This window comes from Hydrogenophaga sp. PAMC20947 (assembly GCF_004795855.1).
Taxonomy (GTDB): domain Bacteria; phylum Pseudomonadota; class Gammaproteobacteria; order Burkholderiales; family Burkholderiaceae_C; genus Hydrogenophaga.
Genome location: NZ_CP039252.1, coordinates 3,900,646 through 3,926,608 on the forward strand (window position 1 = coordinate 3,900,646; position 25,963 = coordinate 3,926,608).

The 25,963-nt window shown below is 63.9% G+C and carries 23 protein-coding genes; 8 read left to right on the plus strand and 15 right to left on the minus strand.

Features of this window, described 5'->3' with window-relative positions:
* Positions 1 to 145 precede the first annotated feature (145 nt).
* From E5678_RS17860 to E5678_RS17880, 5 genes are all read right to left on the minus strand, one after another.
* Positions 146 to 1,900 (minus strand): NAD-binding protein, encoded by a 1,755-nt coding sequence (locus E5678_RS17860; protein WP_136179783.1) that lies wholly within the window; start codon positions 1,898 to 1,900, stop codon positions 146 to 148.
* Between the two features lie 10 nt (positions 1,901 to 1,910).
* Positions 1,911 to 2,291 carry a DUF6394 family protein gene (locus E5678_RS17865; protein ID WP_136179784.1) on the minus strand — a complete coding sequence of 127 codons (381 nt, stop codon included), beginning with the start codon at positions 2,289 to 2,291 and terminating at the stop codon, positions 1,911 to 1,913.
* A 115-nt stretch (positions 2,292 to 2,406) separates the two neighbouring features.
* Entirely contained in the window at positions 2,407 to 2,985 is a 579-nt protein-coding gene (locus E5678_RS17870; protein ID WP_136179785.1) for an MOSC domain-containing protein, read from the minus strand.
* Positions 2,986 to 3,002: 17 nt separating this feature from the next.
* Positions 3,003 to 4,400, minus strand: a complete 1,398-nt coding sequence (locus E5678_RS17875; RefSeq protein ID WP_136179786.1) for an aminopeptidase P N-terminal domain-containing protein — start codon at positions 4,398 to 4,400, stop codon at positions 3,003 to 3,005.
* Between the two features lie 64 nt (positions 4,401 to 4,464).
* Positions 4,465 to 5,415 carry a hypothetical protein gene (locus E5678_RS17880; protein ID WP_136179787.1) on the minus strand — a complete coding sequence of 317 codons (951 nt, stop codon included), beginning with the start codon at positions 5,413 to 5,415 and terminating at the stop codon, positions 4,465 to 4,467.
* A 233-nt stretch (positions 5,416 to 5,648) separates the two neighbouring features.
* Here E5678_RS17880 and E5678_RS17885 point away from each other — a divergent pair, with 233 nt between their 5' ends.
* Positions 5,649 to 5,894: a hypothetical protein gene (locus tag E5678_RS17885; protein WP_136179788.1), complete on the plus strand. Its 246-nt coding sequence runs from the start codon at positions 5,649 to 5,651 to the stop codon at positions 5,892 to 5,894.
* Positions 5,895 to 5,961: 67 nt separating this feature from the next.
* Here E5678_RS17885 and E5678_RS17890 read toward each other — a convergent pair whose 3' ends face one another.
* Complete coding sequence (locus tag E5678_RS17890; RefSeq protein WP_136180845.1) at positions 5,962 to 6,672, minus strand: nucleotidyltransferase family protein; 711 nt, start codon at positions 6,670 to 6,672, stop codon at positions 5,962 to 5,964.
* Positions 6,673 to 6,923: 251 nt separating this feature from the next.
* On the opposite strand from E5678_RS17890, the gene tkt reads away from it, so the two are divergent.
* Complete coding sequence (gene tkt, locus E5678_RS17895; protein WP_247597048.1) at positions 6,924 to 8,936, plus strand: transketolase; 2,013 nt, start codon at positions 6,924 to 6,926, stop codon at positions 8,934 to 8,936.
* Between the two features lie 47 nt (positions 8,937 to 8,983).
* On the plus strand, positions 8,984 to 9,982 hold the full coding sequence (gap, locus tag E5678_RS17900; protein ID WP_136179790.1) for a type I glyceraldehyde-3-phosphate dehydrogenase: 999 nt from the start codon (positions 8,984 to 8,986) through the stop codon (positions 9,980 to 9,982).
* 333 nt (positions 9,983 to 10,315) lie between these two features.
* On the opposite strand, the gene E5678_RS17905 is transcribed toward gap, so the two are convergent.
* The 5 genes from E5678_RS17905 to E5678_RS17925 form a co-directional block, all read right to left on the minus strand.
* Positions 10,316 to 11,113, minus strand: coding sequence for an SPOR domain-containing protein (locus E5678_RS17905; protein ID WP_136179791.1), 798 nt, complete (start codon positions 11,111 to 11,113; stop codon positions 10,316 to 10,318).
* Positions 11,107 to 11,919 (minus strand): biotin--[acetyl-CoA-carboxylase] ligase, encoded by an 813-nt coding sequence (locus E5678_RS17910; RefSeq protein ID WP_136179792.1) that lies wholly within the window; start codon positions 11,917 to 11,919, stop codon positions 11,107 to 11,109. The genes E5678_RS17905 and E5678_RS17910 overlap by 7 nt, the downstream gene beginning before the upstream one ends.
* 40 nt (positions 11,920 to 11,959) lie before the next feature.
* Positions 11,960 to 13,567 carry a lipase family protein gene (locus tag E5678_RS17915; protein WP_136179793.1) on the minus strand — a complete coding sequence of 536 codons (1,608 nt, stop codon included), beginning with the start codon at positions 13,565 to 13,567 and terminating at the stop codon, positions 11,960 to 11,962.
* 9 nt (positions 13,568 to 13,576) lie between these two features.
* Positions 13,577 to 14,269 (minus strand): hypothetical protein, encoded by a 693-nt coding sequence (locus tag E5678_RS17920; protein WP_136179794.1) that lies wholly within the window; start codon positions 14,267 to 14,269, stop codon positions 13,577 to 13,579.
* Between the two features lie 129 nt (positions 14,270 to 14,398).
* Positions 14,399 to 14,923, minus strand: a complete 525-nt coding sequence (locus E5678_RS17925) for an SET domain-containing protein-lysine N-methyltransferase (RefSeq protein WP_136179795.1) — start codon at positions 14,921 to 14,923, stop codon at positions 14,399 to 14,401.
* A 104-nt stretch (positions 14,924 to 15,027) separates the two neighbouring features.
* Between E5678_RS17925 and E5678_RS17930 the strand changes: the two genes are divergently transcribed.
* Together E5678_RS17930 and E5678_RS17935 are read left to right on the plus strand one after the other, a co-directional pair.
* The gene (locus tag E5678_RS17930) at positions 15,028 to 18,069 is read left to right on the plus strand and encodes a DNA topoisomerase III (RefSeq protein WP_136179796.1); all 3,042 of its coding nucleotides are present in this window, start codon (positions 15,028 to 15,030) and stop codon (positions 18,067 to 18,069) included.
* Between the two features lie 42 nt (positions 18,070 to 18,111).
* Positions 18,112 to 18,765, plus strand: a complete 654-nt coding sequence (locus E5678_RS17935; protein ID WP_136179797.1) for a glutathione S-transferase N-terminal domain-containing protein — start codon at positions 18,112 to 18,114, stop codon at positions 18,763 to 18,765.
* Between the two features lie 121 nt (positions 18,766 to 18,886).
* Here E5678_RS17935 and E5678_RS17940 read toward each other — a convergent pair whose 3' ends face one another.
* Positions 18,887 to 19,819, minus strand: coding sequence for a LysR family transcriptional regulator (locus E5678_RS17940; protein WP_136179798.1), 933 nt, complete (start codon positions 19,817 to 19,819; stop codon positions 18,887 to 18,889).
* A gap of 95 nt (positions 19,820 to 19,914) precedes the next feature.
* Here E5678_RS17940 and E5678_RS17945 point away from each other — a divergent pair, with 95 nt between their 5' ends.
* Positions 19,915 to 21,270 carry an aspartate aminotransferase family protein gene (locus E5678_RS17945; RefSeq protein ID WP_136179799.1) on the plus strand — a complete coding sequence of 452 codons (1,356 nt, stop codon included), beginning with the start codon at positions 19,915 to 19,917 and terminating at the stop codon, positions 21,268 to 21,270.
* Between the two features lie 104 nt (positions 21,271 to 21,374).
* On the opposite strand, the gene E5678_RS17950 is transcribed toward E5678_RS17945, so the two are convergent.
* From E5678_RS17950 to E5678_RS17960, 3 genes are all read right to left on the minus strand, one after another.
* Positions 21,375 to 22,820 (minus strand): sensor histidine kinase, encoded by a 1,446-nt coding sequence (locus E5678_RS17950; RefSeq protein ID WP_136180846.1) that lies wholly within the window; start codon positions 22,818 to 22,820, stop codon positions 21,375 to 21,377.
* A 116-nt stretch (positions 22,821 to 22,936) separates the two neighbouring features.
* On the minus strand, positions 22,937 to 23,611 hold the full coding sequence (locus tag E5678_RS17955) for a response regulator transcription factor (protein WP_136179800.1): 675 nt from the start codon (positions 23,609 to 23,611) through the stop codon (positions 22,937 to 22,939).
* A 175-nt stretch (positions 23,612 to 23,786) separates the two neighbouring features.
* Complete coding sequence (locus E5678_RS17960) at positions 23,787 to 24,305, minus strand: MarR family winged helix-turn-helix transcriptional regulator (RefSeq protein WP_136179801.1); 519 nt, start codon at positions 24,303 to 24,305, stop codon at positions 23,787 to 23,789.
* Positions 24,306 to 24,538: 233 nt separating this feature from the next.
* Here E5678_RS17960 and recA point away from each other — a divergent pair, with 233 nt between their 5' ends.
* Both recA and E5678_RS17970 read left to right on the plus strand, forming a co-directional pair.
* Positions 24,539 to 25,675 carry a recombinase RecA gene (gene recA, locus E5678_RS17965; RefSeq protein WP_136179802.1) on the plus strand — a complete coding sequence of 379 codons (1,137 nt, stop codon included), beginning with the start codon at positions 24,539 to 24,541 and terminating at the stop codon, positions 25,673 to 25,675.
* Complete coding sequence (locus tag E5678_RS17970) at positions 25,672 to 25,911, plus strand: DUF6500 family protein (protein ID WP_247596818.1); 240 nt, start codon at positions 25,672 to 25,674, stop codon at positions 25,909 to 25,911. The genes recA and E5678_RS17970 overlap by 4 nt, the downstream gene beginning before the upstream one ends.
* The last annotated feature ends 52 nt before the right edge of the window (positions 25,912 to 25,963 follow it).

Genomic DNA, 25,963 nt, shown 5'->3' on the forward strand with positions numbered 1-25,963 from the left:
ATGGGACATCGGCTCAATGCACGACAAACCGGTCCAATGCGGTTTCGCCTTCTGCGCCCAGAGGCACACCCTGCGCTTGTCGGTCGCCCCACACGATCCTCGGGTTGCGTGCGTTTCGCTGCGATGCCTTCTGCCGCGCCGACGCCTAGCCTGACTGGGTCAGCGGCCCCATTTCCGAATCTTCGGGATCGCGTTCGATGAGCATTTTCTGGGGCAGCGCCGGCGCCACCCACAGCGATTTGCCTTCCGGGCCCTTGGGCACACCCACCCCAAGGATGTTGTGTCGCATGGTGGCGCGCGCGCGCTCCTGACCGCAGCACAGCAGATGATCGCCCTCTTGCAGCGGCGTGTGCAGATGGGGCAACAAGATGCGCTCTTTGCCGCGCTGCAGCAGCAAAGGAATGGCGCGCACCAGGTACTGGCTGCCATTGGGGCGCACCATCAGTTGCTGCAGTTCTACTGTTTCACCGCGTTTCAAAGCGGTGCACACCGCCCGCGCTTGCGCCGGCATGATGTCCAGGGACCATGACTCCACGACCGAGTCACCAAACGTGGCGCGCATGCGCAGCAACAGCTGCTCCGCCCAGGCTTCGTCTTCGTCCCGTGCCTTGCGCAAAAACGTGGCCAGCTGGGGGGCTCGAATCACGCGCAACACCTCAGCCGCTGCCACGTGACCGTTGAGCATCACCAGTTGGGCCGGGCTGGCCTTGAACACCTGGGTGTTGCGCTGCTGGGTTTGACGCGCCACGATGACCAGCGTCTTGTTGAGCGGGCGCGCGGCCAGGGCGATGGCCAGGTTGTCCACGTCTATTTCGGTGCCCGCCACGATCGCATTGGCGTCTTCGATGCCGGCCTCTCGCAAGACAGAGGGGTCGGTGGGGTCGCCGTGGAAGTTGTGTGCGTCGATGTCTTCGTCGGCCAGGTGCGGGTCAACGATCACTGTTTCGATGTCCAGCCGCTCGAGCTGGCGCCGAAGCGTGCGGGTGAACAGGCCCGTGCCGCAAAGCAGCCAGCGTCCGTGGGGCAGGTCGGGCCGCGCATGCATGGCTGTGCCGTGTTGCAGCGTGAGCGCGTTGTAGATCACCTGCAGGCTGGGCGTGCGGATCGAGGTGGCCACCCGCTCGGCGAACTGGTCGTAAGGATTGATGATGTGGTCCGCGCCAGCGGCGGCCATGCGGGCATGCGAGGCATGGTCCCGTGCGGTCGACAGCACCGGCACCTCCGGGTTCAGCAGGTGCGCTGTGAGCGCGATCTTGGTGTTGACTTGGTCGTCGCCCGTCAGCGCGAGCACGCCAGCGCAATGCGGACTTCTGAGGCCGGCCAGTACCAGCGACATGGGATCGCTGGCATCTCCTTTGAGCGCGGGCACGCTGAAAGTGAGGTCGTCCACCTCCACGGTGTCCACGCGCTGGGGCATGATGTCGATCACCACCATGCGCGCACCGTCTTCCGAGAGCTCGCGGGCCACGCGGCTGCCGGTGTCGTCGTAGCCGCAGATCAGGTAGAACGGCTCGCGGATGCGGCGCACTGCGCGTTCCACGCCGTTCTCATGCAGGATGCGGCGAAACAGCGGGTCTTGCAAGATGCCGAACAGGGCGCCAATGCCGTACAACCAGGCCACCACCGTGCCGTAGATCGAAGCCGTGGCCCACAGGCGTTGCGGGTCGGTGAAAGGGTAAGGGATTTCGCCCAGGCCAATGGTGGTGCCCAGGAAGCTGACGAAATAGAACGCATGCAAAAAACCCATGCGCCACGGTTGGCCGTCGGGCGCCTGGCCTGGGATCAGGGTGAAGCCCAGCACGGCCACGGCGTACACGCCAATGAGCACCACCAGCGGCTGGCGCAGGCGGCGCAGCAGAATGAAGATGCCGTGGCGGGTGCGGTTGCCGGGGGTGATCATCGGCGCAATTTCAGCGGCGCAGGTTGGCCATCTCGATGATGAGCAACACCACCGAGACCACGTTGGCCACCGCAGCACCGATGGACAACGAGACCACCGTTGCGCCTTGGTGGGCGGTGAGGGCGGCGCCCCCAGAAGCGTAAAACCCCCAGGCGGTGGCGGCGGCGATGAGCTGCAGATCGGCCACCAGACTGGTGGCCAGCATGCTGGAGCCCAGAGGGGAGCGATCACCGAACTTCATCACCGTGGCGATCAGGCTGACCACCAGCGCGGCGAAGAGTTCGTAGACGTTGTGGTGGTTGATGTCGTTGATGTCGCCAGCGATGAAACCGACGTTGAGCGTCAGCGCCAGCACGATGACAAAGGCAAACAGAACGCGTTCGGTGCTCATGGGGTGGTGTCTCAGGAAAGTGGCTGGAATCGAATCACGCCATTGTCGCCCGTTCGCCGCAGGAACAACGGATTGAACGGCCCCCACAGCATAAGGGTGAAAGCGTCGCGGGCGTTCAACGCAGGTGCTTGATGCGCTTGGCCTGAAAGGCTTCGCTCACCGTCAGCCCGCGTTGACCGGGCTCCAGTGTGAACGCCTGACCCGCCTGGATGTGGCCTGTTTGCGCCACCGACAGGTAAAAGCCGGGGCAGCCTTGCTGCATCATGCGTTTGCCAGCCTGGGAGAAACCCATGATGGCGGTGAATTTGAAGCAAGGCTCACGCGGCGCTGTCACACGCAGGGCGCAGTCGGGAAAGTGCAGGGTATCGCCGATCCAGACCTCCGCCTCCAGCAGGCCGGAAATGCTCAGGTTTTCGCCCATGAAGCCGAACGGCAGGGGGGCGTCGAACAGGCTCACACGGTGTTCGCACCGCTCTTGCGCCCAGAAAGCCAGGTGCTCGGTCGGGTAGGCATAGACCGCCTTGTCCAGACCGCCGTGAACGCTGGGATCGGCCTGATCGTCCCCCTGCAAACCCATCGCCACGACAGCCACAGGACCCGCCACCGGGGCCTTGCCGATGGCCGACAGCACACTGCGCCCACCGGCCACGCGCAAAGGCCTGGACAGGCCGGTGTTGACGCTCAGCAGTTGCATGGCAGGTGGTCTGGCGTTCAACCGCGCATCAGCGCTTCGATCTCGTCCGCTGTCACCGGCACACCACGGCTGATCAGCTCACAGCCCGTGTCGGTGACGATGGCGTCGTCCTCGATGCGGATACCGATGTTCCAGAACGGCTCCGGCACACCCTCGGCGGGGCGCACATACAGGCCCGGCTCGATGGTCAGCACCATACCCGCCCGCAGGATGCGGCTGGGCCGGTCCTTGATGACTTCGCCTGACAGCGCATCCTTGCGCTCCTTCACCTGGCCCAGTTCACCGGGTTCGACATAGCTGCCGCAGTCGTGCACGTCCATGCCCAGCCAGTGGCCGGTGCGGTGCATGTAGAACGGGAAGTAGCTGCGGTTGGCGATCACGTCCTGCGCGGTTCCGACCTTGTTTTTGTCCAGCAGGCCGACATCCAGCAGACCCTGGGCCAGCACGGCCACCGTGGCATCGTGTGGATCGGTGAAGCGTGCGCCGGCTCGGGTCGCTGCCACGGCGGCCTCTTGTGACGCCAGCACCAGGTCGTACAGCGTGCGTTGTGGGCCGGTGAACCGACCGTTGGCGGGGAACGTGCGCGTGATGTCGCTGGCGTAGCCGTCCAGCTCGCAGCCGGCGTCGATCAGCACCAGCTCGCCGTCGCGGATCGGTGCGGCATCGGCGCGGTAATGCAGGATGCAGGCGTTTGCCCCGGCCGCCACGATGCTGCCGTAGGCGGGGTACTGCGAGCCCTGCTGCCGGAATTCGTGCAGCAGTTCGGCGTCCAGGTGGTATTCGCGCACATCCTGCCCCGCCCGCAACATGGCCGCGCTGCGCTGCATGGCACGGATGTGGGCCCGCGCACTGATCTGCGCTGCACGGCGCATCACATCCTGCTCGTGGGCGTCTTTGATGAGCCGCATTTCGTCGAGCGGCCCGCAGAGATCGCGCTGTTGTTCGGGACACACGGCACCGAAGCGCACCCGCGCGCGCACCGGGTCCAGCCAGTCGTTGACCCGGCCGGCCAGGGTCTTGTGGGTGGCGAAGGGGTACCAGACCGCGCTGCGGTTCTCCAGCAGCTTGGGCAGGCGGGAGTCGAGGTCTGCGCTGGACACGGCAGCGCTCACGCCCAACGTGTCGGGCGCGGCTTCAGGGCCCAGGCGCAGGCCATCCCACACTTCGCGCTCGGCGTCTTTGGGGTTGCAAAACAGCGTGCTCTCGCCCTCGGCGGTCAACACCAGCCAGGCGTTGGGCTCGGTGAAGCCGGTGAGGTAATAAAAATAGGAATCGTGGCGAAACAGGAAATCGCTGTCGCGGTTGCGCGGCTGTTCGGGCGCCGTGGGCACGATGGCGATGCCACCGGCGCCCAATTGGGCAGCCAGGCGTGCTCGGCGTTGGGCGTAAATCGTGTGTGGGTTGGTGTTGTCCATGGTCATGATTGTGCGATGGCTTGGCGATTCTTCGGGGATGAGGGGCAATGGGTGTTCACAGACCCTAGAGCGCCAGCAGCCGCCGTTGCACGTCCAGTTTGAGGGTCAGGACCCGGCGCATGCGCGGGGCGGCAAAGCTGTGCGCCAGCAAAGGATTGTCGAAATCGCGCAGCAGCGGTGGACGGGGCGCGTTGAAGTACAGATCGGCGTTGTGCAGGATTTCCGAGGACGCCGCCTGTTGCACATCCTCCATTGAGGCACAGGGCTGGATCAGACAGGGCGCGTGTGTCAGGCCCAGGGCGCGCAGGGCCAGTGCCCGGTGGTGACCGTTGTTGAGGGCGATCCGTCCGTTGAAGCGCACGGCATTGAGCAGGTTGGCGCTGAACCCCACGGTGAGCGCCACCACCGCTTGCGGGTGTCCCATCACGGGCGCCTGCTGCACGCTCAAGGGCTCAATCACCTGGGCATCCAGAAAACGCATGTCGTGGGCATCTGAGACAAAAGTGAATTCCCGTTCGGAACGCCCGGCCAGGCGAAAGCTGGCTGCGGGCGCTTTCAGGGGCAAGCACAGCTCGGCCAGACGCCGTGGGCTGATGGGTGCCGGGTGCCCGGCTGCGATGTGGTCCACCACCGCCCGGGTCATGCTGTACTGCGAAACGATGAGGGCATCCAGCGGCACGAGCCCGAAGGCGACGGGCACTGTGTCGAAGGTGCGGCTGACGCCCTCGCGCTCGACCAACGCGGCGATGTGCTTGTCCATGGCTTTGGGCAAGGGCTTGACCGCGGGGCGGTCGGCAATGCCGGGTTCGCTGAGCTCCAGCCTGGCGTACTCGGCCTGGCCCGCGCGCCACAAATCGGTCAAGGCAGCGCGGTCCGGCATGGGTTGGCTGAGGCGCAACGCCTCGGCGTCCTCCAGCCAGCTGTCCAGTTGCCCGGGACCCATGAGGAAGCGCTCTTCGGTGGTGGCGACTGCGCCGAACGCTGGCGACGCTGAGGGGTAGGCAGGGCGTGACATGCCGCAATTGTGCGCGCACCCTGCTGTCGCCGGGCGGGCGGGCTTGTCTCATGCGTTTTCGGAAATCCCCGCCCCTCATTTGCCAAATTTGTCACATTGCTTATAATGCCTTTTCCGTACGAAACAAAATGTGATGATTCGTTTTGTACTCATTTTGAGGCGATGTCACATCGCTTGTATGGATGCTGCGGGCGCAAGCCCCTGTGGGGAAACACTTTGAAGGAGAGATGACGATGCGAGTGTTGAATCTGGAAGAAATGACCGAAGTCAGTGGCGGTCGCGGTTGCGGTTCTTCCTGGACCGGAAGCCGCTGGAAAAAGAGCTACGGCAAGGGTTCCGGGAAAAACTCCGGCAAGAACTCTGGCAAGTGCGGGAGCAAGGGTTCGGGCAAAGACTCGGGCAAGGGTTCCGGTAAAGGCAGTGGAAAATGCACGCCGCCGCCCGTATGTGGGCCAGCGGAACCGCCTCAAGTGCCGTGAGCTTGGCTTGACGTCACGTCAACAAATGGGCCCTTTCAGGGGCCCATTTTTTTGCAAAAATCGCAACTCAGGCGTGTCGGGCCTGGTTCAGCTCGGCAAGGCGTTCCGGGGTACCCACATCGGTCCAGGCCCCGGTGTAGAGCTCGGCGCTGACGAGGCCGGCGTCCATCGCTGCGCGCAACAAGGGCGCCAGGGCCGCCGCGCTGCCCTGTGGGTTGCCGGGCCGCGTGTGGCACCACGGCTGCTCAAACAGTGCGCGCCGGTACAGGGCGATGGTGCTGAAGGTGAAGCGCTCTTCGGCCTGGTTGAGTGCCTTGCCTTCGGCGCTCAGACCAAAATCCCCTTGGGGGTTGTGCGCCGGATTCGGCACCAGCCACAGGTGGGCAAGGTGATCACTGGCCCGAAACCGGTCAACGTTGTCCTGGCTGAAAACAAAGTCTGGCACGTAGACGTCGCCTGCGAGCACCCAGAAGACATCGTCGAGCAGCGGCAGCGCGCGGGAAATACCGCCAGCGGTTTCCAGCGCGTAGCCAAAGTCGACACCTTCATGGGAGTACGCGATGTGCGCGCCGGGGTGCTGGTCTGACCACGACGCGAATCGTGCCTCAATCTTTTCACCCAGCCAGGCCGTGTTCACCACCAGCCGGGCACATCCGGCCTTGTGCAGGGCCTCCATGGGCCACTGCATCAATGGCAGGCCTTTGACTTCCAGCAAAGGCTTGGGGCACACGTCGGTCAGTGGGCGCATGCGCATGCCGCGTCCAGCCGCCAGCACCATGGCGCCAGCGGTGTGGGTAGCGGGGTTGGGGGTGGATATCACCTGCGCATTATTGACGAGCGGCGGGCGCTTTGACACCCCGTTGGCACGGGGCGAATAAAATTCAGGGTTTGGCGCCCCGCCGCCGCCTTCCAACCATCTGGGATTCCATGTCCGACGTAGCCAGCACCACCCCCTCCGCAGCAGCCCCGGCGCCAGCGCCAACCACCGTGTCCGCCCAGACCCAGGCCAACGCGATCCGCGCGCTCGCCATGGACGCGGTGCAGGCCGCCAATTCCGGCCACCCGGGCGCTCCCATGGGCATGGCCGACATGGCCGTGGCCTTGTGGGGCCGCCATCTGCGCCACAACCCCACCAACCCCGCCTGGGCCAACCGCGACCGCTTCGTCCTGTCCAACGGCCATGGCTCCATGCTGATCTACGCGTTGTTGCACCTGACCGGCTACAAGCTGCCCATCCAGGAACTGAAAAACTTCCGCCAGCTCGGCAGCAAGACCGCTGGTCATCCTGAAGTTGGACACACCCCCGGCGTGGAAACCACCACCGGTCCGCTGGGTCAAGGCCTCACCAACGCCGTGGGCATGGCGCTGGCCGAGAAGCTGCTGGCTTCGGAGTTCAACCGCACCGTTGGCGATGTTCACCATGCCATCGTGGACCACAACACCTTCGTGTTCCTGGGCGACGGCTGCCTGATGGAAGGCATCAGCCACGAGGCCGTGGCCCTGGCCGGCGCCTGGAAGCTCAACAAACTGATCGCCCTGTACGACGACAACGGCATTTCCATCGACGGCCAGGTCGCCCCCTGGTTCATCGACGACACCCCCAAGCGTTTCGAAGCCTGCGGCTGGAACGTGATTCGTGCCGTGGACGGCCACGATGCCGATGCCGTGGACAAGGCCATCGCCTTCGCGAAAAACTGCGCCGACAAACCCACGCTGATCTGCTGCAAAACGGCGATCGGCCAAGGCAGCCCCAACCGCGCCAACACCGCCAAGGCCCATGGCGAGCCACTCGGCGCCGAAGAAATCCAGCTCACCCGCGAAGCGCTGGGCTGGCCCCATGCGCCGTTCAAGATTCCCAAAGATGTCTACGCCGCCTGGGACGCTAAAGCTGCTGGCAAGGCCATGGAAGCCGAGTGGAACGGCAAGTTCGCCGCCTACAAGGCCGCCTTCCCGGCAGAAGCCAAAGAGTTCGTGCGCCGCATGAAGGGCGACTTGCCCAAGGGCTTCAACCAGCTCGCATTCGACACCGTGGTTGCCGCCCACACCAAAGCCGAGACCGTGGCCAGCCGCAAGGCCAGCCAGATCGCGCTGGAAGCTTTTACCGCGGCCGTGCCTGAGTTGCTGGGCGGCTCTGCCGACCTCACCGGCTCCAATCTGACCAACACCAAGTCGACCCCCAGCCTGCGTTTCGACCTGGCTGGCAATGTGGTGAAAACCGAAGCCGCGAACGGTGAAATGGTGGGGGGCCGCCACATCAACTACGGCGTGCGCGAATTCGGCATGGCCGCGATCATGAACGGCGTGGCACTGCACGGTGGCTTCATCCCTTACGGTGGCACCTTCCTCACGTTCTCCGACTACAGCCGCAACGCCATTCGCATGGCCGCGCTGATGAAGCAGCGCGTGATCCATGTGTTCACGCACGACTCCATCGGCCTGGGCGAAGACGGCCCGACCCACCAGTCGGTGGAACACGCCGCCAGCTTGCGCCTGATCCCCAACCTGGATGTCTGGCGTCCGGGCGACACGGCTGAAACGGCTGTGGCCTGGGCCGTGGCCCTGCAAAACACCACCCGCCCAACCGCTTTGTTGCTGAGCCGCCAAGGCCTGCCCTACGCACCCAAAGACGAACTGGGCGACATCAGCCGCGGCGCTTATGTGCTGTCCGAGCCGGCCGATGTGGGCATGAAGAAAAAGGCGCAAGCCATCATCATCGCCACCGGCTCTGAAGTGCAGTTGGCGCTGAAGACGCAGGAGTTGCTGGCCAAAGAACACAAGATCGCCGTGCGCGTGATTTCCATGCCCAGCACCACCACATTTGACCGCCAGGACGCTGCGTACAAAGCCAGCGTGTTGCCCAAAGGTCTGCCGCGCGTGGCGGTGGAAATGGGCTCCACCGATGGCTGGTGGAAGTACGGAGTGGCCGCTGTGGTGGGCCTCGACACCTACGGTGAGTCGGCCCCGGCGCCGGTGTTGTTCAAGCACTTTGGCTTCACACCCGAGAACGTGGCCGACACGGTGCGCACCGTGCTGGCGAAGTAAGACCTCAAGCAAGTCGGTTTCTTTTTTAATTTTCAGGAGTACAGGACATGACCATCAAGATCGGTATCAACGGCTTCGGCCGCATCGGGCGCAACGTGTTGCGCAGCGCGATTCAGAACTTCGCTGACATCGAAGTCGTCGCCATCAACGACCTGCTGGAGCCCGACTACCTGGCTTACATGCTCCAGTACGACTCGGTGCACGGCCGCTTCAAGGGCGATGTGAAGGTCGAAGGCGGCAACATCGTCGTCAACGGCAAGACCATCCGCCTGACGCAAGAGCGCGACCCTGCCAACCTGAAATGGAACGAAGTCGGTGCCGACATCGTTATCGAAGCGACCGGCCTGTTCCTCACCAAAGAAACCTGCCAGAAACACATCGACGCCGGCGCCAAGAAGGTCATCCAGAGCGCGCCATCCAAAGACGACACCCCCATGTTCGTCTTTGGCGTGAACCACGCCACCTACGCCGGCCAGGCCATCATCTCCAACGCCAGCTGCACCACCAACTGCCTGGCCCCTGTGGCCAAGGTGTTGAACGACAAGTGGGGCATCAAGCGCGGTTTGATGACCACCGTGCACGCTGCAACCGCCACGCAAAAGACCGTTGACGGCCCGAGCAACAAAGACTGGCGCGGCGGCCGTGGCATTCTGGAAAACATCATTCCTTCGAGCACTGGTGCTGCCAAGGCCGTGGGCGTGGTGATTCCTGAGCTGAACAAGAAGCTCACCGGGATGAGTTTCCGCGTGCCCACGTCCGACGTGTCGGTGGTCGACCTGGTGGTCGAGCTGAACAAGGAAGCCACCTACGCCGAGATCTGCGCCGAGATGAAGGCACAAAGCGAAGGCGCGCTCAAAGGCGTGCTGGGCTACACGACCGACAAAGTGGTGGCGACCGACTTCCGCGGCGAGACCTGCACCAGCGTGTTTGATGCCGATGCCGGCATTGCGCTGGACGGTACGTTTGTGAAAGTGATCGCCTGGTACGACAACGAGTGGGGCTACTCGAACAAGTGCCTGGAGATGGTTCGCGTCGTGGCTGGATAAGGCCCACCCCTGCGCCGCACCTGCGGTGCGTCACCCCCTCAAGGGGGCATCACGTGTGGCCCGGCGAAGCCGGTTCCACCGTGATCACTGGGTTAAGGCATTTCGCACCGGAGGCTTTTTCACCTCCGCCGCGCTTCGCGCGACCCGCTCAAGGGGGCAACGCTGGCCGACCGGCAAAGCCGGACCGGCGGCGTTCTGGGTTGAGACACCTCACGCCGGGTTGCACTGCAAAGTGCAGCCCGGCGTTTTCGTTTTTGGAGAGAACGCTCTACCGCTGCCGGAGAGGGTTCTCCAAACGAGGATGCCGCGCTGAAAGCGTGCGCGGGGGGTGCTTTATCCACCACCCCCACAGGACCGCAGTGTCTTGCCAGCCAGGGCGCTGCCCAGGCTCTGCACGGCGGCGCGCTCATCGCTGGTGATGGACGGCAGGCGCAGGGTCACGGAGATGGAGGGGTCGCGCTCCTGGGCCACTCTTGCAGAGCGCACGCCCTTGTTCGTGACGTTCTTCAAGCCCTGTTCAGCGGCGTCTTCGCTGGAGAAGGTGCCCAGGGCCAGTCCGGGGCCCAGTGGTGGGGCGGTCAGTGTGCGGAACTCGATCTTCAAGTCTCGCAATTCTTCCTTTTTGCGCTCCATCAAATCGTCGTTGTAGCGGCCCATGTAAACCACCCAGCGGCCACCGCTGCGCGATTCTTCCAGGCGCCAGCTGCCCTTGGGCAAGCCCAGGCGGGGCAGCGCACGCCTCAAGGCATCGGCTTCGGTTTCATCGAAGCCTGAGGCCAACCAGCAGGCGGTGGTGACCGTGGGTGAAAGGGGCGGCGGCGCGGGCGTTGGATCACCCGGCGATGCAGGCAAAGGGGCTTCGTCGGGTGGGGCTGGCGCGGCAGAGGCGGTGGCGGCTCCGCTGCTGGGTACCGGCGCTAGGGCGCTGTCAGCCGCAGCGGACGGTTGGGGTGCGTCTGCGGGGCGGGGCGCGTTGAGCAAATGCAGCACATCGGGCTGGATCTGGCCAGCCATGCGCTCAGGTTCGCGTTGTTCGGTTGGGGCAAATCCCAGGGGCGCCAGATGGCCCTGGGTCCAGGCGTAGTACACCCCGTTGGCGACCAGCAGCAAACCCACCACCCATCTCAGCATGGCCTCACGCTCACTTCCGAACTGGTGATCGCCTGCACCAGGCCATCGATGTTGACCAGCAAAGCCCCGCTGGCGTCAACGCCCTGGGCCAGGCCCTGTCGGCCGTCGGAAAGCCGCACCGCCTGTTGAAACAAGGTGTCGCGCTCGGCGAATCGCGCTGCGAAGGCCCCAAAGCCCTCGGACTCAAATCGCAACACATCCCGGACCAGGGCCGGCACCACGGCCTCCAGCGTTTCGCCGGCGGTTTGGCCCATGCACACCTCGGCCAGGCCGGCTGGTGGCATGGCGGGCATGCCACCAGGGGCTGCTTCAGGCACCGCGCCGAGCTGGCTGACCTCGGGGCGCGATATGTTGATCCCGATCCCGATCACCACCAGCCGCCGCCCTTCGGCTCCCTGCCCCACGCTGGCTGTTTCCACCAGGATGCCGCCGAGCTTGCGTTGGTACAGCCACAGGTCGTTGGGCCATTTCAGGCGCAGATCGGTGTGCAGCTGTTCGGCCAGACTCAGGCCCACCACCAGCGACAAACCCGACCAGCTGACGGGAGACAGCGGCAACGCGAGCGAGAACGTGAGCGACTGCCCGGCCCGGCTGCTGTGCCAGCCCTTGCCCATGCGACCCCGGCCTGCGGTCTGTTCTTCGGCCGCCAGCAACACCGGATCCAGGGAGCCCTCGCGGGCGCGGCGCATCAGTTCGCTGTTGGTGGACGCGATGCTGGGCACCACCTCGACGGTGAAGCCCGGCAAGAGGTTGACGGTGGACAGCCAGACGTTTTCGGCGTGTTGGGTGAGGTGGGTAGGGCGCATGTCGGTGGCAAGGGTCAGGCCTCGATTGTGGCCTGAAGTTTCAGCGGTGTAACGCGGCCACCTGTTCGGCCTGAACAGGGGCGTTGTGGGGCGGGGGCTGCAGGGCCCACCCAGTCGTGGGGCTGTCGGCCCCAACCCGGCCCTGAGTCGCGGCCTGCAGATGCTCGCTGGTGCGCTGTTGAAGGGCTTTTCCCACATCCAGTTCGCTGAGCTGGTGGTGCTCGTGGCGCACGGCGATGCGCGAGCCGTCTTTGCTGACGAAAATGCCTTGGGCACCACCCTGGGCGGTGTGGCGGCCCAGGTGCGCAAGCGTGGCGGCGCTGAGCTGATCGACCTGTTCGGCGCTGTAGCCCTTGGCCCCCAGGCTGGGCGCCAGCTGGGCGTGGATGGCCTGCACCTGGGCCTGCTGGGCCGGGGACAGCGAGGGTGACGCTCGGGTTGCAGTGCCGGTGTTCAACTCCGCAGCGGCGAGCTCCTTCACCTGCATGGCCTCGGGGTGCCGGGGGTCCAGCGTGACCAGGGTGCGCCGGCCGTCGGTGTGTCGGTGATCGAGCGCCACCTCGCCCGAGGCCACATGGATGCGCATGCGCTGGGTGGAGCCGTCTTCCCGCGCGATCTCGAAGCGGTGGTAGGCCGAGGTGGCGCCGTCGTGGGTCTCCCCGCGCTCGGACTGGTACACCTTGGTCACTGGTGAGGTGCTGAGCTCGGCAAACTGCTGGCGCACCTTGGCGGGGATCGCAGCAAAGTCGACGTGGCCCTCGGGAATGCGGTAGGCACCGCTTTTGGTATCGATGCCCAACCCGTATTGCGCGTCAAACATCGCGCCCATGCGGTGGTCGTTGCCCATGATGGCCAGACCAGCCGCCGCCCCCACCTGGCTGGTCATCAGCGCGGCCTTGAGCAAGTTGGGGATCGCCGCGCCCGGCAGCTGCTGGATGCCGGGTGGCACGGCGTCGCTCAGGTACTGGTTGCGCGCGACGGTGTCGTAGGTGAAGGTCGCTATGTCGTTCGGCGTGCGGATGTCGTGCACCGTGCGCCCGCTGGCCTGGTAGCGGGTCAACGCCGCGTCAAAGCCGCCTGCGTCCTGGAAGTAGCCGCCCTGGATGGTGTTGCGCGCGATGGGCAGGCTGTTGTAGACGTAGGCGTCGAGGTTGTTCTTGAGGGCAAAGCTTTGAGCCATGCCGCCGCCCAGGCTGTGGCCGGTGGCGGCAAAGGTGAACCCTTTGTAGCGCTCATCGGCCTGCAAAGCCAATAAGGCTTTTTGTGCTTGTCCCTCAATGCGTGCGAATTCGCTGGCGCCAGCGTTCCCGAAGTCGGACTTGAAGTTGCTGACATTGTCCGAGCCCTTGAAGTCGAAGGTGATTTGCTGGGTGGTCTGATTGATCGAGACCATGAACTGGTTGATCAGTTTGCCTTGGGCGTCGTGCTGGGTACTCCACCCTTCTTGAGCGGGCTGTCCATTCTGGGCAGGGATGTAAGCATTGAATCCAGGAGGAAGATCATCACCAGGCGCAGCGTGCTTCCACGACTCCGGATATTTTGCAACCTTCTCTGCGGTTTGAATGTCCTTGTGCGGGTACGACCAGAAAGCCAAACGTATCGCGATGGCCGCATCGAGAGGGTTCAACTGGGTGGCTTGCTCGCTCATGGCAGCCTCTTATGGTTTGATCCACTCAAACTGAGGGATCGTGCACTTGCGATGAATGTCCTCCCACAGTTTCTGACGCGCGGGATCTTTCAACAGAACCCGAGAGCCATCCCCGTTGTATTGGAAGTAGCCATTCCTGAAATGTGGCCAGACGTCGTAGGCGATGGAGTAATAGCTGGTCCGGGCCCGACCGTCATCCACGACCAACCTTCGCACGCTGCATTGCTGCTGAACCAGTGGCAGCAGCTGCCCCAAGCCTTGTTCCCATTTGCCCAGGTCTTTGCTCGGCCCATGGCTGTAGTCCAAGCGGCCCGGCAGCGCATCGTCCGACGCCAGCTGCAACGCCAGCAAAATCTTCGCATCCATGGACCCCTTGGCCGCCGCTTTCTCAAACAACGCCGTGATCGCCTGGGGATCGCTCACATCGGCAATCCATCCATCGGAGTTGCCCAGAGCGTAGTAGTAGTCGCCCAGCGGGTCGCCAGCGGCCTGCAGCTTGCTGATGTGGGCCCGCAGCAGGGTGATGCCCTGTGTCGTTTCGCTGATCCGGGCCTGGTTGTCGAGGTTTTGCGCGATGTGAGCGGCGGACATGCAGCCGCTCAGAAGCAGGCTGGCGCACGAAACCCAGGCCAGGCCGATCAGCGCGTGGCGCAGGCGGTTGAGGGCGGCGATAGGGCGCGAAGAGGCGAGAGGTGTTGACATGGCTTCCCTGGGATCAGTGGACCGGCAACACCGCAAGGCGGGACCGGCTGTCGATCCTGCAATGTACCCGAAGGTGTTAGTTTTGGCCGCAGGGGGCCGCGCGTACTCCCTCCCTTGGGGTAGCGAGGCTCAGCCCAGTTGGGACTTCTTGCCCTTTTTCTGGGGCGCCAGCAAGGTGCCGCGGCACTTTTTCGCACCACACCAGCAGGGGTATTGCTTGAGCAACTCGGGTGTGTGGGGTTCATCGATCACCAGGCCGTAGTCGTAAAACAGCTCTTGGCCCGCCTCGATGTTTTTCCTGGCCCGGATGAACACGCGGTCGTTGTCGATCTCGGCTTCGCAGTTGGGCTTGCAGCTGTGGTTGATCCAGCGCGAAGAGTTGCCACCGTGCTTGGCGTCGATCACGTGTTCTTCGTCAATGTGGAAGTAAAACGTGTGGTTGGGGTCTGTGGGATCGTGGGGGTGGCGGTTCAGCGCCTCTTCCCAGGTGATGACCTCGCCCACGTATTCGATCAGCGTCTCGCCTTCGGCCAGGTCCACCACCGCATACACCCCTTTGCCATGCACGCCGGAGCGGCGGGTCTGGATGCGGCGGCCAGTAGGCACAGCGCCAGTCTCGGCGGGCTTGGGCGTTTTGCGGGTGGTTTTCGTCACAGCCAAAATATTTGGTAAGGTTGATTCATGCAGGTGCGCACGTGTGTGTGCGCACCCTTGTGTGTGCGCGCATGTACGTGTGCGCGAGAAAACAGATTGTAGAGATGAAAACCCTGGTCATTGCCGAGAAGCCATCCGTGGCCCAAGACATCGTTCGAGCGCTCACCCCAGTGGCGGGCAAGTTCGAGAAACACGATGACCACTTTGAGAGTGAAACCTACGTGGTCACCTCCGCGGTGGGCCACTTGGTGGAAATCGCTGCGCCCGAGCAGTTTGATGTCAAGCGCGGCAAATGGAGCTTTGCCCATTTGCCGGTGTTGCCCCCCTATTTCGATCTCAAGCCGATCGACAAGACCAAGTCGCGCCTGTCGGCGGTGGTGAGGCTGGCCAAGCGCAAAGATGTGAGCCGCCTGATCAACGCCTGTGACGCGGGCCGCGAGGGTGAGCTCATCTTCCGCCTGATTGAGCAGTACGCCGGTGGCTTGAAAGGTGGGCAATACGCTGGTCTGGGCAAGCCGGTGAAGCGCCTGTGGCTGCAGTCCATGACGCCAGCCGCGATTCGCGATGGATTCGAGCACCTCAAGACCGACGAGCAGATGCAAGGCCTGGCCGATGCCGCGCGCAGCCGCTCCGAAGCCGACTGGATGGTCGGCATCAACGGCACCCGCGCCATGACGGCCTTCAATTCCCGCGACGGGGGCTTTTTCCTCACCACCGTGGGCCGGGTACAGACCCCCACGCTGTCCATCGTGGTCGAGCGCGAGGAAAAGATCCGCGCCCACAGGAGCCGCGACTACTGGGAGATCCACGGTGGATTCCTGGCCGAGGCGGGTGAGTACCCTGGCAAGTGGTTCAATCCCGATTTCAAGAAGCCCACGGCTCAACAAATAGAAGAAGGCGCCGACGCCGAACTGAGGGCCGATCGCCTCTGGAGCGAGCGCGAAGCCATCGAAGTCGCCGACGCAGTGCGCGGCAAAACGGCCAGCGTCAAGGAAGAAAGCAAGCCCACCACGCAAGCCAGTGGCTTGCTGTACGACTTGACCAGCCTGCAGCGCGAGGCCAACGGCCGCTTTGGCTTCTCAGCCAAGACCACGCTGCAGCTCGCGCAGAGCCTGTACGAGCGCCACAAGGCCCTCACCTACCCGCGGACCGACTCGCGCGCGCTGCCCGAAGACTATTTGCCCACGGTCAAAGAAACCTTCGCCATGCTGGCCGACAGCGGCATGAAGCACCTGGCGCCCCACGCCAAGACCGCCATCGATGGCGGCTACATTCGCCCGTCCAAGCGCGTGTTCGACAACAGCAAGGTCAGCGATCACTTTGCCATCATCCCCACGCTGCAAGCCCCGAGCGGGTTGAGCGAAGCCGAACAGAAGCTCTACGACCTCGTCGTGCGCCGCTTCCTGGCCGTGTTTTTCCCGTCGGCCGAATTCACAGTGACAACGCGCATCACTTCCATCAGTGCCCCCACGCTCCCCGCTTCGCGTGGTTCGCTGCCCCCCGAGGGGGCTGCCGAAGTCTTGGGGCGGCCCGGCGACTCGGCCCGCGTCGTCCACCATTTCAAAACCGAAGGCAAGGTCCTGGTCAAACCGGGCTGGATGGCGGTCTACGGCAAAGAAGCAGCCGAAGACGTGACCGATGCCAAAGAGGGCGACAAGGGGCAAAACCTCGTGCCGGTGCGCGAAGGCGAATCCGTGCGTGCTGAAAGCGTCGACCCCAAGGCCCTGAAAACCAAGCCGCCCGCGCGCTATTCGGAAGCCACGCTGCTGGGCGCCATGGAAGGCGCAGGCAAGCTGGTGGACGATGACGAGTTGCGCCTGGCCATGCAGGAAAAAGGCCTGGGAACGCCCGCCACGCGCGCGGCGACCATAGAAGGTTTGTTGACCGAAAAATACATGCTGCGCGAAGGCAGGGAAATGATTCCCACCGCCAAGGCCTTCCAGCTCATGACGCTGCTGCGTGGCCTGGGCGTGCAAGAGCTCTCCAAGGCCGAACTCACGGGCGAGTGGGAATACAAGCTGTCGCAGATGGAGCAGGGCAAGCTCAGCCGCGCCGAATTCATGGGCGACATCGCCTCCATGACCGAGCGCATGGTGATGAAGGCCAAGGAGTACGACCGCGACACCATCCCGGGCAACTACGCCACCCTGGAAACGCCCTGCCCGACTTGCGGCGGTGTGGTGAAAGAAAACTACCGCCGCTACACCTGCACGGGCAAAGACGGTGCCGGCGAAGGCTGTGGGTTCTCTTTCGGCAAATCGCCGGCTGGGCGCACCTTTGAGCCCGAAGAAGCCGAGTTGCTGCTGGCGAACAAACACATTGGCCCTCTGGAGGGTTTCCGCTCCAAAGCGGGCTGGCCTTTTGTGGCCGAAATCGTCATCAAGTTCAACGAAGAAGACAAGAACTGGAAGCTGGAATTCGACTTCGGCGACGACAAGAAAAACGAAGAATCCGGCGAGATCGTTGACTTCACCGGAAGCGAAAGCCTGGGGGCATGCCCCATCTGCGGCAGCCCGGTGTTTGAGCACGGCAGCAACTTCGTCTGTTCCAAGACCGTGCCCACCGAGGCCCAGCCCACACCGAGCTGCACCTTCAAGAGTGGCAAGATCATCTTGCAGCAACCTGTCGAGCGCGAGCAGATGCAAAAGCTGCTGGCCAACGGCAAGACCGATTTGCTGGACAAGTTTGTCTCCATGCGCACGCGCCGTTCGTTCAAGGCCTTCCTGACCTGGGATGCCGAGGCGGGCAAGGTGAACTTCACGTTTGAGCCGCGCACCTCCAAGTTCCCTCCGCGCAAGACGGCGGCTGGAGCCCCGGCCAAAACGGCGGCCGCCAAGAAGGCCGCTCCGGCCAAGAAGGCCGCGGCCAAAAAGACGGCGGCTGCCAAGACGCCCAAAGCACCACGCAAGACCACCGCGGCCAGCGGCAAGCAACCCAGCCCCGCCCTGATCGCCGTGATCGGTGACGGCCTGGTCTCAAGGCCCGAGGTCACGAAAAAGCTATGGGACTACATCAAGGCGCAGGGGCTGCAAGACGCGGCGGACAAGCGCAAGATCAACGCCGATGCCAAGCTGGAGGCCGTGTTCGGCAAGCCGCAGGTGACCATGTTCGAAATCGCCAAGCTGATCGGCCCGCATCTCAGCTAAGCCGATCTAAACCCTTCCCCCATCGACAAGGAAATACGCCCCATGAGCCTGAAACTGTTTTTCGCCCCCGGGGCGTGTTCTTTTGTGCCCCACGCCATGCTGGAAATCGCGGGCGTCAATTTTGAACCGGCCATGATCAAGCTGCACAAGGGCGAGCAGCGCACGGCCGACTACCTCTTGCTCAACCCCCGCGGGCAGGTGCCGGTGCTGGTGGACGAAGGCGATGTGATCACCCAGATCGTGGCCATCCTGCTGCACCTGGACGCCAAGCTGCCGCAGGCCCATATCTTCCCCGCCTCGGGTCAGGCGCGAACCCATGCGCTCTCGATGCTGGCCTGGATGAACAACACCGTGCACCCCACGTTCACGCACTTCTTCATGCCGCAGAAGTTCAGCGACGACGAAGCGGCGCAGCAAGCCATGCGCACGTTTGCCGTGGAGCGTTACCGCGAATGCCTGCAAGAAATTGAAGCCCTGGCCGCCAAGGCTTCACCCTGGCTGTTCGGCGAACACCCGGGTGCTGTGGATGCTTATGCGCTCACCTTGCTGCGCTGGGGTGGTTATGCCGGCATCGATCCGACCACCCTGCCCGCCACGTGGGCGCTGGTGCAGCGCTTTGCCGCTTTGCCCGCCGTGGCGCAAGCGGTGGAGCGGGAGCGCCTGCAGCTGAATGTGTACCAGGCCCCAGCGACTTGATCGCTGGCGGCAACGCTTCGGGTCAGGTTGACCCTGCTGGGCGCCGGGCCTCATAACCGCTTGCCATCCCTGTGAAAACAAGACGGACCAACGCCGTTGTCGCTTTGACCGCAAACGGGTATCAAGCGCCCATGTGTGCGCTTTGCAAGGCTTGCAGAAATGCCTGGGCCATCCGCAGCGGCCCGGGCGCATGGCGCCAGATGCAGGCAAAGCGGCAGTCGTAGCGCAACACGGCGGGCGCCACGGCCCGCATTTGCCCGGCTTCCACAAACTGCCGAGCATAGTGATCGGGCAAAAAACCCACGTAAGCGCCCGAGAGAACGAGCGTGGCCACGGCCTCTTGGTCTGAGGCGGTGGCCGCGCGCTCCAGGCGGCGGGCGTGGGTGAGGGCCATGTTGGGTGAGTGGTATCCCAGGGCAGCGAGTTGTTGCTGGCTCAGGGCCGTCCAGTCGCGGGCGGCGTCGCCCGTGCTGTCGACCCAGGGATGGTCTGCGCTCGCATACAGCTGCATGGTTTCACCAAACAGGTCCAGGTAGTCCAGGCTCTCCGAGCGCCGGTGCTCGGGGATGATCCCCAGGTGGTATTGCCCGTCAATCACACCCCGCTCGATCATGCCAATGGGCCCCACATGCAGGTGCAGGTGAACCTGTGGCGCGATGTCGCGGAACTGGCGAATGGCCTGCGGGATGTGCGAGGCCGGATTGGAGGCGGTTTTTTCAAACAGCGCCACGTGCAGGTCGCCGCCCATGCGGCGGTGGATGTCGTGCAGCTGGCCGCGAAAGGCGTCGGTGGCCGCGAGCAGGTGTTGGGCGGCAGCGTACACCTGGGTGCCCTCGGGGGTCAGGGCGAAGCCGCTGCGCCCGCGCCGGCACAACACCAGCCCCAGCCGGGTTTCCAGGTCCTTCACATGGCGGCTGATGGTGGACATGGCGAGGTTGAGCTCCAGCTCGGCCGCCGCCATGCCGCCGCAGTCGGCCACAGCCCGAAACACCCTCAGGAGGCGCAAATCCACGTCGGCCATCTGGCCGATCAGGGCCTTGGCTTTATGTTGCATAAATTGTCAAGTAAAGTGGTGTGAGTTGTCATTTTCATTGAGTGACAAGATTCTGACAATGGCCTGTCTGACCACCCCTTTCTTGAAAGCCTCGCATGGACCTCAGCGATACCCAGCAATTGCAACAACCCGCCATCCGCACCGACGCCGAGTGGCTGGCGGCCCACTGGATGCCGTTCAGCGGCAACCGCCAGTTCCAGCAGGATCCACGCCTGATCGTGCGCGGCGAGGGCGCGTACTACACGACCGCCGATGGCCGTCAGGTGTTCGACGGCCTGTCGGGGTTGTGGTGTTGTGGCCTGGGTCATGGGCGCAAGGAAATCGTGCAGGCGGTGAGCCAGCAAATCGCCACGCTGGACTATTCGCCTGCGTTCAACTTTGCACACCCGCTCTCCTTTGAGCTGGCCAACAAGATCGTGGAGCGCATGCCCGAGGGCCTCAACCGCGTGTTTTTCACGGGATCGGGCTCCGAGTCGGCCGACACCGCCTTGAAAATGGCCCGCGCTTACTGGCGCGTGCGTGGACAGGCGAGCAAGACCCGTCTGATTGGGCGCCTCAAGGGCTACCACGGTGTGAACTTTGGCGGCATTTCGGTGGGTGGCATTCTGGGCAACCGCAAGCACTTTGGACAGGGCATTGAGGCCGATCACCTGCCCCACACACAGCCGGTGAACGGCACTTTTGCGCGCGGCATGCCCAAGACCGGCGCCGAGCTCGCCGACGAGTTGCTCAACGTGATCGGGCTGCACGACGCGTCCAACATCGCCGCCGTCATCGTCGAGCCGTTTTCGGGTTCAGCGGGTGTGATCATCCCGCCTGAGGGCTATCTGCAGCGCTTGCGCGAGATCTGCACGGCCCACAACATCCTGCTGATTTTCGACGAGGTCATCACTGGTTTCGGCCGCACGGGTTACTGGACCGGGGCCGAAGCGTTTGGCGTCACGCCCGACATCCTCACCTTCGCCAAGCAGATCACCAATGGCACGCAGCCGCTCGGCGGCGTGGTCGTCAAGCAGGACATCTGCGACACCTTCATGGCCGCTGGCGGCCCCGACTACGCCATCGAGTTTCCCCACGGCTACACCTACTCGGCCCATCCTGTGGCCTGTGCCGCGGGCCTGGCTTCGCTGGATCTGCTCGGCAGCGACCATGCGCTGGAGCGCGTGCGCGAGCTCACGCCGGTGTTGGAGCAGGCGGTTCACGGCCTCAAAGGGGTCAAGCATGTGGCCGATGTGCGCAACTTTGGTCTTGCCGCCGGCATCACCATTGACCCGCTGCCGGGCGAGCCCGCGCGCCGGCCTTTCGAGATCGCGATGGCCATGTACAAGAAGGGCTTTTATGTGCGCAATGGGGGCGACACCATCCAGCTCGCGCCGCCGTTCATCAGCACGCCGGCGGAGATCGATCGCATGGTGAGCGCGCTGGGCGAGACGCTGCAAGAACAAGCCTGAGGACCCGGCTGCGTGCCCAGCGTGATGTGGGGTGCATCGATCCCATCACACGCGGTGTTCGCGTTGGCCATCAAGGCACCCGACCCAGGCGCCACGGCTTGAGCTCAGTCCTCTGACGGGTGGGCTTTGGGTGCAAACCGCACCGACACCCGCAAGCCCCGGTGGGTGGGGTTGTTGTGGGCGTCTTCCATGTGCACCGTGGCGCCATGCTGCTGGGCGATTTCATGAACGATGGCCAGGCCCAGCCCCGAGCCGTCGACGTTGGTCCCCAGCGCACGGTAAAACGGCTGCAACACCAGCTCGCGCTCGTTCTCCGGAATGCCCGGGCCGTTGTCTTCCACTTGCAGAATCTGCACGCCGCTGAAGCGGTCGAAGAGCACATGCGCGGTCACCACGCCTCCCTTTCCCGAGTAGTGCACGGCGTTGTCGACCAGGTTGCGCACCATTTCCTGCAGCAGGGTGGGGTTGCCGTCCATGATGCCGTTGGGCGGCATCATGTCGGGGCCGTCGTAGCCGAGGTCGACGCCGTGTTCCAGCGCACGCGGCACCGAGTCGCGCACCACGCCGGTCACCAGCCGGGCCAGGTCGATCTGTGCCGTGGGCAGGGTGCGTCCGGTGGTTTCCGCGCGGGCCAGAGCCAACAGCTGGTTGACGGTGTGGGTCGCGCGCGTGCTGGCGCGTGCAATCTGCTGCAGCGAGCCCCGGATCTCCTGGGGGTCGCTCTCCCGCTGCGCCAGCTCGGCCTGCATGCGCAAGCCCGCCAGCGGTGTCTTGAGCTGGTGGGCCGCGTCCGCCAGAAAGCGTTTTTGCGTGGTGAGCGAGGCTTTCAACCGCGTCAGCAAATCGTTGATCGATGAGACCAGCGGCGCCACTTCCTGGGGGATGAACGATTCTTCGATGGGGCTCAGATCATCGGGCTTGCGGGCCCGAATGCGCTGCTCCAGCTCGTTGAGCGGGCGGATGCCGCGCACCAGCGCCAGCCACACCAGCAACACCGCCAGCGGCAAGATGACAAACTGCGGCACCATCACGCCCTTGATGATTTCCGTGGCCAGGGTGGAGCGCTTGCCCTTGGTCTCGGCCACCTGCATCAGCACCAGGTGGCGGGGATCGCTGGTGCGCGAAAGCCAGGCGTAGGCCACCCGCACTTCGTCGCCGCGCACCGTGTCGTTGCGCAGCATCACACGGCCTGGCTCCGGGGTTTCGTTGTCCTGGGGCAGCGGAAAATCGCCTTCGCCGCTGATCAGCAAGTGGCTGCGCGGGTCCAGCACCTGGTAGTAAACAAGATCGCTGTCGTCGGCCCGCAGCAGATCGCGCGCTTGCGGCGCGAGACGGAAGCTGACCACGTTGTCATGGGCCACCACAAACTGCGTGAGCGCCAGCAGGTTGAACTCCAGCGCGCGGTCAAACGGCTTGCTGGCAATGCCCTGCGCCACAAACCAGGTCAAGGCCAGAGAGAGCGGCCACAGCAAAAGCAGCGGCGTGAGCATCCAGTCCAGGATTTCACCAAACAGGCTGCGTTGTTCCCGTTGGAACAGGCCGAAGGACATCGGACCGAAACGCTCGTCCGCCGGGACGGGCGCCTCACCCGACGCGGCGGAGTCAGGGTTTGTTGACACGGGTTCTTTTTCGAGCGGAAACAGAAGGCGAGCGGTGCCAGCAGAGCTTAGCCGGGGATCTTTTCAAGGCAATAACCCAGACCGCGAACGGTGGCGATGCGGATCGGTCCTTTTTCGATTTTCTTGCGCAGGCGGTGGATGTACACCTCAATGGCGTTGTTGCTGACCTCTTCACCCCATTCGCACAACCGCTCGACCAGCTGATCCTTGCTCACCAGCCGGCCTGAGCGCTGCAGCAAGACCTCCAGCAACCCCAGCTCACGTGCGGACAGCTCGATCATCTTGCCGTCGATGGTGGCCACACGGCCCGCCTGGTCGTATTCCAGCGGTCCGTGCTTGATGCAAGAGGTTGCACCCCCCATGCCGCGTCGGGTGAGCGCGCGCACGCGGGCTTCCAGCTCCTGCAGTGAAAACGGCTTGGCCATGTAGTCGTCGGCGCCGTAGTCCAGGCCTTTGACGCGTTCCTCCACGCTGTCGGCGGCGGTCAGGATCAACACCGGGACGGTGGAGCCTCGCGAGCGCAAGCGCTTGAGCACTTCGAGGCCGTGCATTTTGGGCAGCCCCAGATCCAGGATCAGCAGATCGAACTCGTTGTTCGTCATCAGCGCGGCGTCGGCTTCGCTGCCGCTGGCGACATGATCGACCGCGGCGCCGGCAGCGCGCAAGCTTCGCAACAGGCCATCGGCCAGTACCTGGTCATCTTCTGCAATCAGGATGCGCATCCAAGTCTCCTCGTGGGCCTGCGGAAGGCGGCCCCTTTTGTTGTGACGGACCCCGCTGCAGGGCCCCAGGTCGGTGTTGACCACACGGGCCGCGCCCGAATGGCACATGAAACGCCAGCCTCAAGCCATTCTAGGCCGTGATGCCTCGTGTTTTGCGCCCGTGACCCCCGGGGTTTCACCCAGAGACGCGGCGGGACGGGGGGCCGGAAGCCTCAAGGCCATAGGCCTCCAGACCCAGGGTGACCACCGTGGCCACCTCATTGCCCACCAGTCCGTGGAATTCCGTCTGGGCCTGGTCCACCGCGTGCCGAAAGGCCGCCAGCCACAGCAAACCCGTCGCAGTGAACACGATGCGGCGTGCGCGTGCGTCGAGTGGATCGGGTTCGCGCCGCACCAGATCCCACGCCTCACACTGGTCCACCAGGTGGCCCATGGCCTGCTTGGTCATGCCCGCCGCCTGTGCCAGCACGGTCAGCCGTGAACCCTGCAAACCCAGGTGGCGGGTGATGTGGACATGGGCCGCTCCGATCTGATCGCGGGCGGCCAGGTTGGACAGCGCCAGCGGCACATTCGCGTCGTGCGCCATCAGGTGCAGCACCCGCTCATCAAACCGGCGCAGCGCCAGCCCCATGAGCCGACCCAGGTGCGTTTGGCGCCAGCGGTCATCGGGGGTGTGGGGAGGGCTGTCGGTCATGTGGATCGGTTCAAACGGTTTCCGGGGCGCTCGCCGTGGTCCCCTTGAGGAGGAAGGCGCGAAGCGGCGCAGGGGGGAGGCTCATATAGTAAACTAAACTGACCAAAATATGGCTTGTTGGGGAAGTATCTCGCGATAGACTCCTGTTCAAGCATCCAGCCTGTACGCAATCACACAGGCCGGAAAGCGAACCCCCACTCATGGCACAACAACCGATCATCAAGGAGCCCACCATGGACGCAGCCGTCAAACCCAATCCCCTCAACGCCGAAAAAGCCAAGGCCCTGCAGGCCGCGCTGGCCCAGATCGAAAAGCAGTTCGGCAAGGGCACCATCATGCGTCTGGGCGAAGGCGAGGTGATCGAAGATATCCAGGTCGTGTCCACCGGCTCGCTGGGTCTGGACATCGCCCTGGGCGTCGGCGGCCTGCCGCGCGGCCGGGTGGTCGAGATCTACGGCCCTGAATCTTCGGGCAAGACCACGCTGACCCTGCAGGTGATTGCCGAAATGCAAAAGCTGAGCGGGCAGTGCGCCTTTGTCGACGCCGAGCACGCGCTGGACATTCAGTACGCGCAAAAATTGGGCGTGAACCTGCAAGACCTGCTGATCTCCCAGCCCGACACCGGCGAGCAGGCACTGGAAATCGTCGACAGCCTGGTGCGCTCCGGCGCGGTTGATCTGATCGTGATCGACTCGGTGGCCGCGCTCACGCCCAAGGCCGAGCTCGAAGGCGAGATGGGCGACTCGCTGCCCGGCTTGCAGGCCCGGTTGATGAGCCAGGCGTTGCGCAAACTCACCGCCACCATCAAGAAGAGCAATTGCATGGTGATCTTCATCAACCAGATCCGCATGAAGATCGGTGTGATGTTCGGCTCCCCCGAGACCACCACCGGCGGCAACGCGCTCAAGTTTTACGCTTCTGTGCGCCTGGACATCCGCCGCACCGGCACCATCAAGAGGGGCGACGAAGCCATCGGCAACGAGACCAAGGTCAAGGTGGTGAAAAACAAGGTTGCGCCGCCCTTCAAGACGGCCGAGTTCGACATCCTGTTTGGCGAGGGCATCAGCCGTGAAGGCGAAATCCTGGATCTGGGCGCGGCCAACCGCGTGATCGAAAAATCCGGCGCCTGGTACGCCTACAACGGCGAAAAAATCGGGCAAGGCCGCGACAACTCGCGCGAATTCCTGCGCGAGAACCCCGATCTGCGCCGTGAGATTGAAAACAAGGTGCGCGCCGAGCTGGGCGTACCGCTCCTGCCGGTGGAAGAAGCGCCCGCAGGCAAAGGCGCCAAGGGAGCCAAAGCCGACAAGAGCGACAAGGCCGACAAAGCGGACAAGGCTGAAAAGGCCGACAAAGCAGCAGCCGAGTGACGGTTGCCGTGCGGGGGCCTCTGTCGGATGCTTTGCGCGAGAAGATCATCGCGGTATGTGATGCGAAGCTCGCCAGCAAAGGCCCCGGCGTGGGCTTGTCGTTTTACGCATTTTTTGCGAACAAAAACGATACCCCGGGTCTTTTGATCGAAGTGGCCACCTGGTGGATTCAAACCCAGCAGCTGGATCACTTCGAGAAAGCCTCGAAGATCAAGCAGCTGGTACAAGCGCAATGAGCGCAATGACCCACATCTTCCCTGGCACCCTGGCCAAGCTCGCCAGGTTGCC

What these genes read in the sequence shown, in the direction of transcription:
- E5678_RS17860 (WP_136179783.1), bottom strand. Translation starts at nt 1,900, where the DNA reads ATGATCACCCCCGGCAACCGCACCCGCCACGGCATCTTCATTCTGCTG.
- E5678_RS17865 (WP_136179784.1), bottom strand. Translation starts at nt 2,291, where the DNA reads ATGAGCACCGAACGCGTTCTGTTTGCCTTTGTCATCGTGCTGGCGCTG.
- E5678_RS17870 (WP_136179785.1), bottom strand. Translation starts at nt 2,985, where the DNA reads ATGCAACTGCTGAGCGTCAACACCGGCCTGTCCAGGCCTTTGCGCGTG.
- E5678_RS17875 (WP_136179786.1), bottom strand. Translation starts at nt 4,400, where the DNA reads ATGGACAACACCAACCCACACACGATTTACGCCCAACGCCGAGCACGC.
- E5678_RS17880 (WP_136179787.1), bottom strand. Translation starts at nt 5,415, where the DNA reads ATGTCACGCCCTGCCTACCCCTCAGCGTCGCCAGCGTTCGGCGCAGTC.
- E5678_RS17885 (WP_136179788.1), top strand. Translation starts at nt 5,649, where the DNA reads ATGCGAGTGTTGAATCTGGAAGAAATGACCGAAGTCAGTGGCGGTCGC.
- E5678_RS17890 (WP_136180845.1), bottom strand. Translation starts at nt 6,672, where the DNA reads ATGGTGCTGGCGGCTGGACGCGGCATGCGCATGCGCCCACTGACCGAC.
- tkt (WP_247597048.1), top strand. Translation starts at nt 6,924, where the DNA reads ATGGACGCGGTGCAGGCCGCCAATTCCGGCCACCCGGGCGCTCCCATG.
- gap (WP_136179790.1), top strand. Translation starts at nt 8,984, where the DNA reads ATGACCATCAAGATCGGTATCAACGGCTTCGGCCGCATCGGGCGCAAC.
- E5678_RS17905 (WP_136179791.1), bottom strand. Translation starts at nt 11,113, where the DNA reads ATGCTGAGATGGGTGGTGGGTTTGCTGCTGGTCGCCAACGGGGTGTAC.
- E5678_RS17910 (WP_136179792.1), bottom strand. Translation starts at nt 11,919, where the DNA reads ATGCGCCCTACCCACCTCACCCAACACGCCGAAAACGTCTGGCTGTCC.
- E5678_RS17915 (WP_136179793.1), bottom strand. Translation starts at nt 13,567, where the DNA reads ATGAGCGAGCAAGCCACCCAGTTGAACCCTCTCGATGCGGCCATCGCG.
- E5678_RS17920 (WP_136179794.1), bottom strand. Translation starts at nt 14,269, where the DNA reads ATGTCAACACCTCTCGCCTCTTCGCGCCCTATCGCCGCCCTCAACCGC.
- E5678_RS17930 (WP_136179796.1), top strand. Translation starts at nt 15,028, where the DNA reads ATGAAAACCCTGGTCATTGCCGAGAAGCCATCCGTGGCCCAAGACATC.
- E5678_RS17935 (WP_136179797.1), top strand. Translation starts at nt 18,112, where the DNA reads ATGAGCCTGAAACTGTTTTTCGCCCCCGGGGCGTGTTCTTTTGTGCCC.
- E5678_RS17940 (WP_136179798.1), bottom strand. Translation starts at nt 19,819, where the DNA reads ATGCAACATAAAGCCAAGGCCCTGATCGGCCAGATGGCCGACGTGGAT.
- E5678_RS17945 (WP_136179799.1), top strand. Translation starts at nt 19,915, where the DNA reads ATGGACCTCAGCGATACCCAGCAATTGCAACAACCCGCCATCCGCACC.
- E5678_RS17950 (WP_136180846.1), bottom strand. Translation starts at nt 22,820, where the DNA reads ATGTCCTTCGGCCTGTTCCAACGGGAACAACGCAGCCTGTTTGGTGAA.
- E5678_RS17955 (WP_136179800.1), bottom strand. Translation starts at nt 23,611, where the DNA reads ATGCGCATCCTGATTGCAGAAGATGACCAGGTACTGGCCGATGGCCTG.
- E5678_RS17960 (WP_136179801.1), bottom strand. Translation starts at nt 24,305, where the DNA reads ATGACCGACAGCCCTCCCCACACCCCCGATGACCGCTGGCGCCAAACG.
- recA (WP_136179802.1), top strand. Translation starts at nt 24,539, where the DNA reads ATGGACGCAGCCGTCAAACCCAATCCCCTCAACGCCGAAAAAGCCAAG.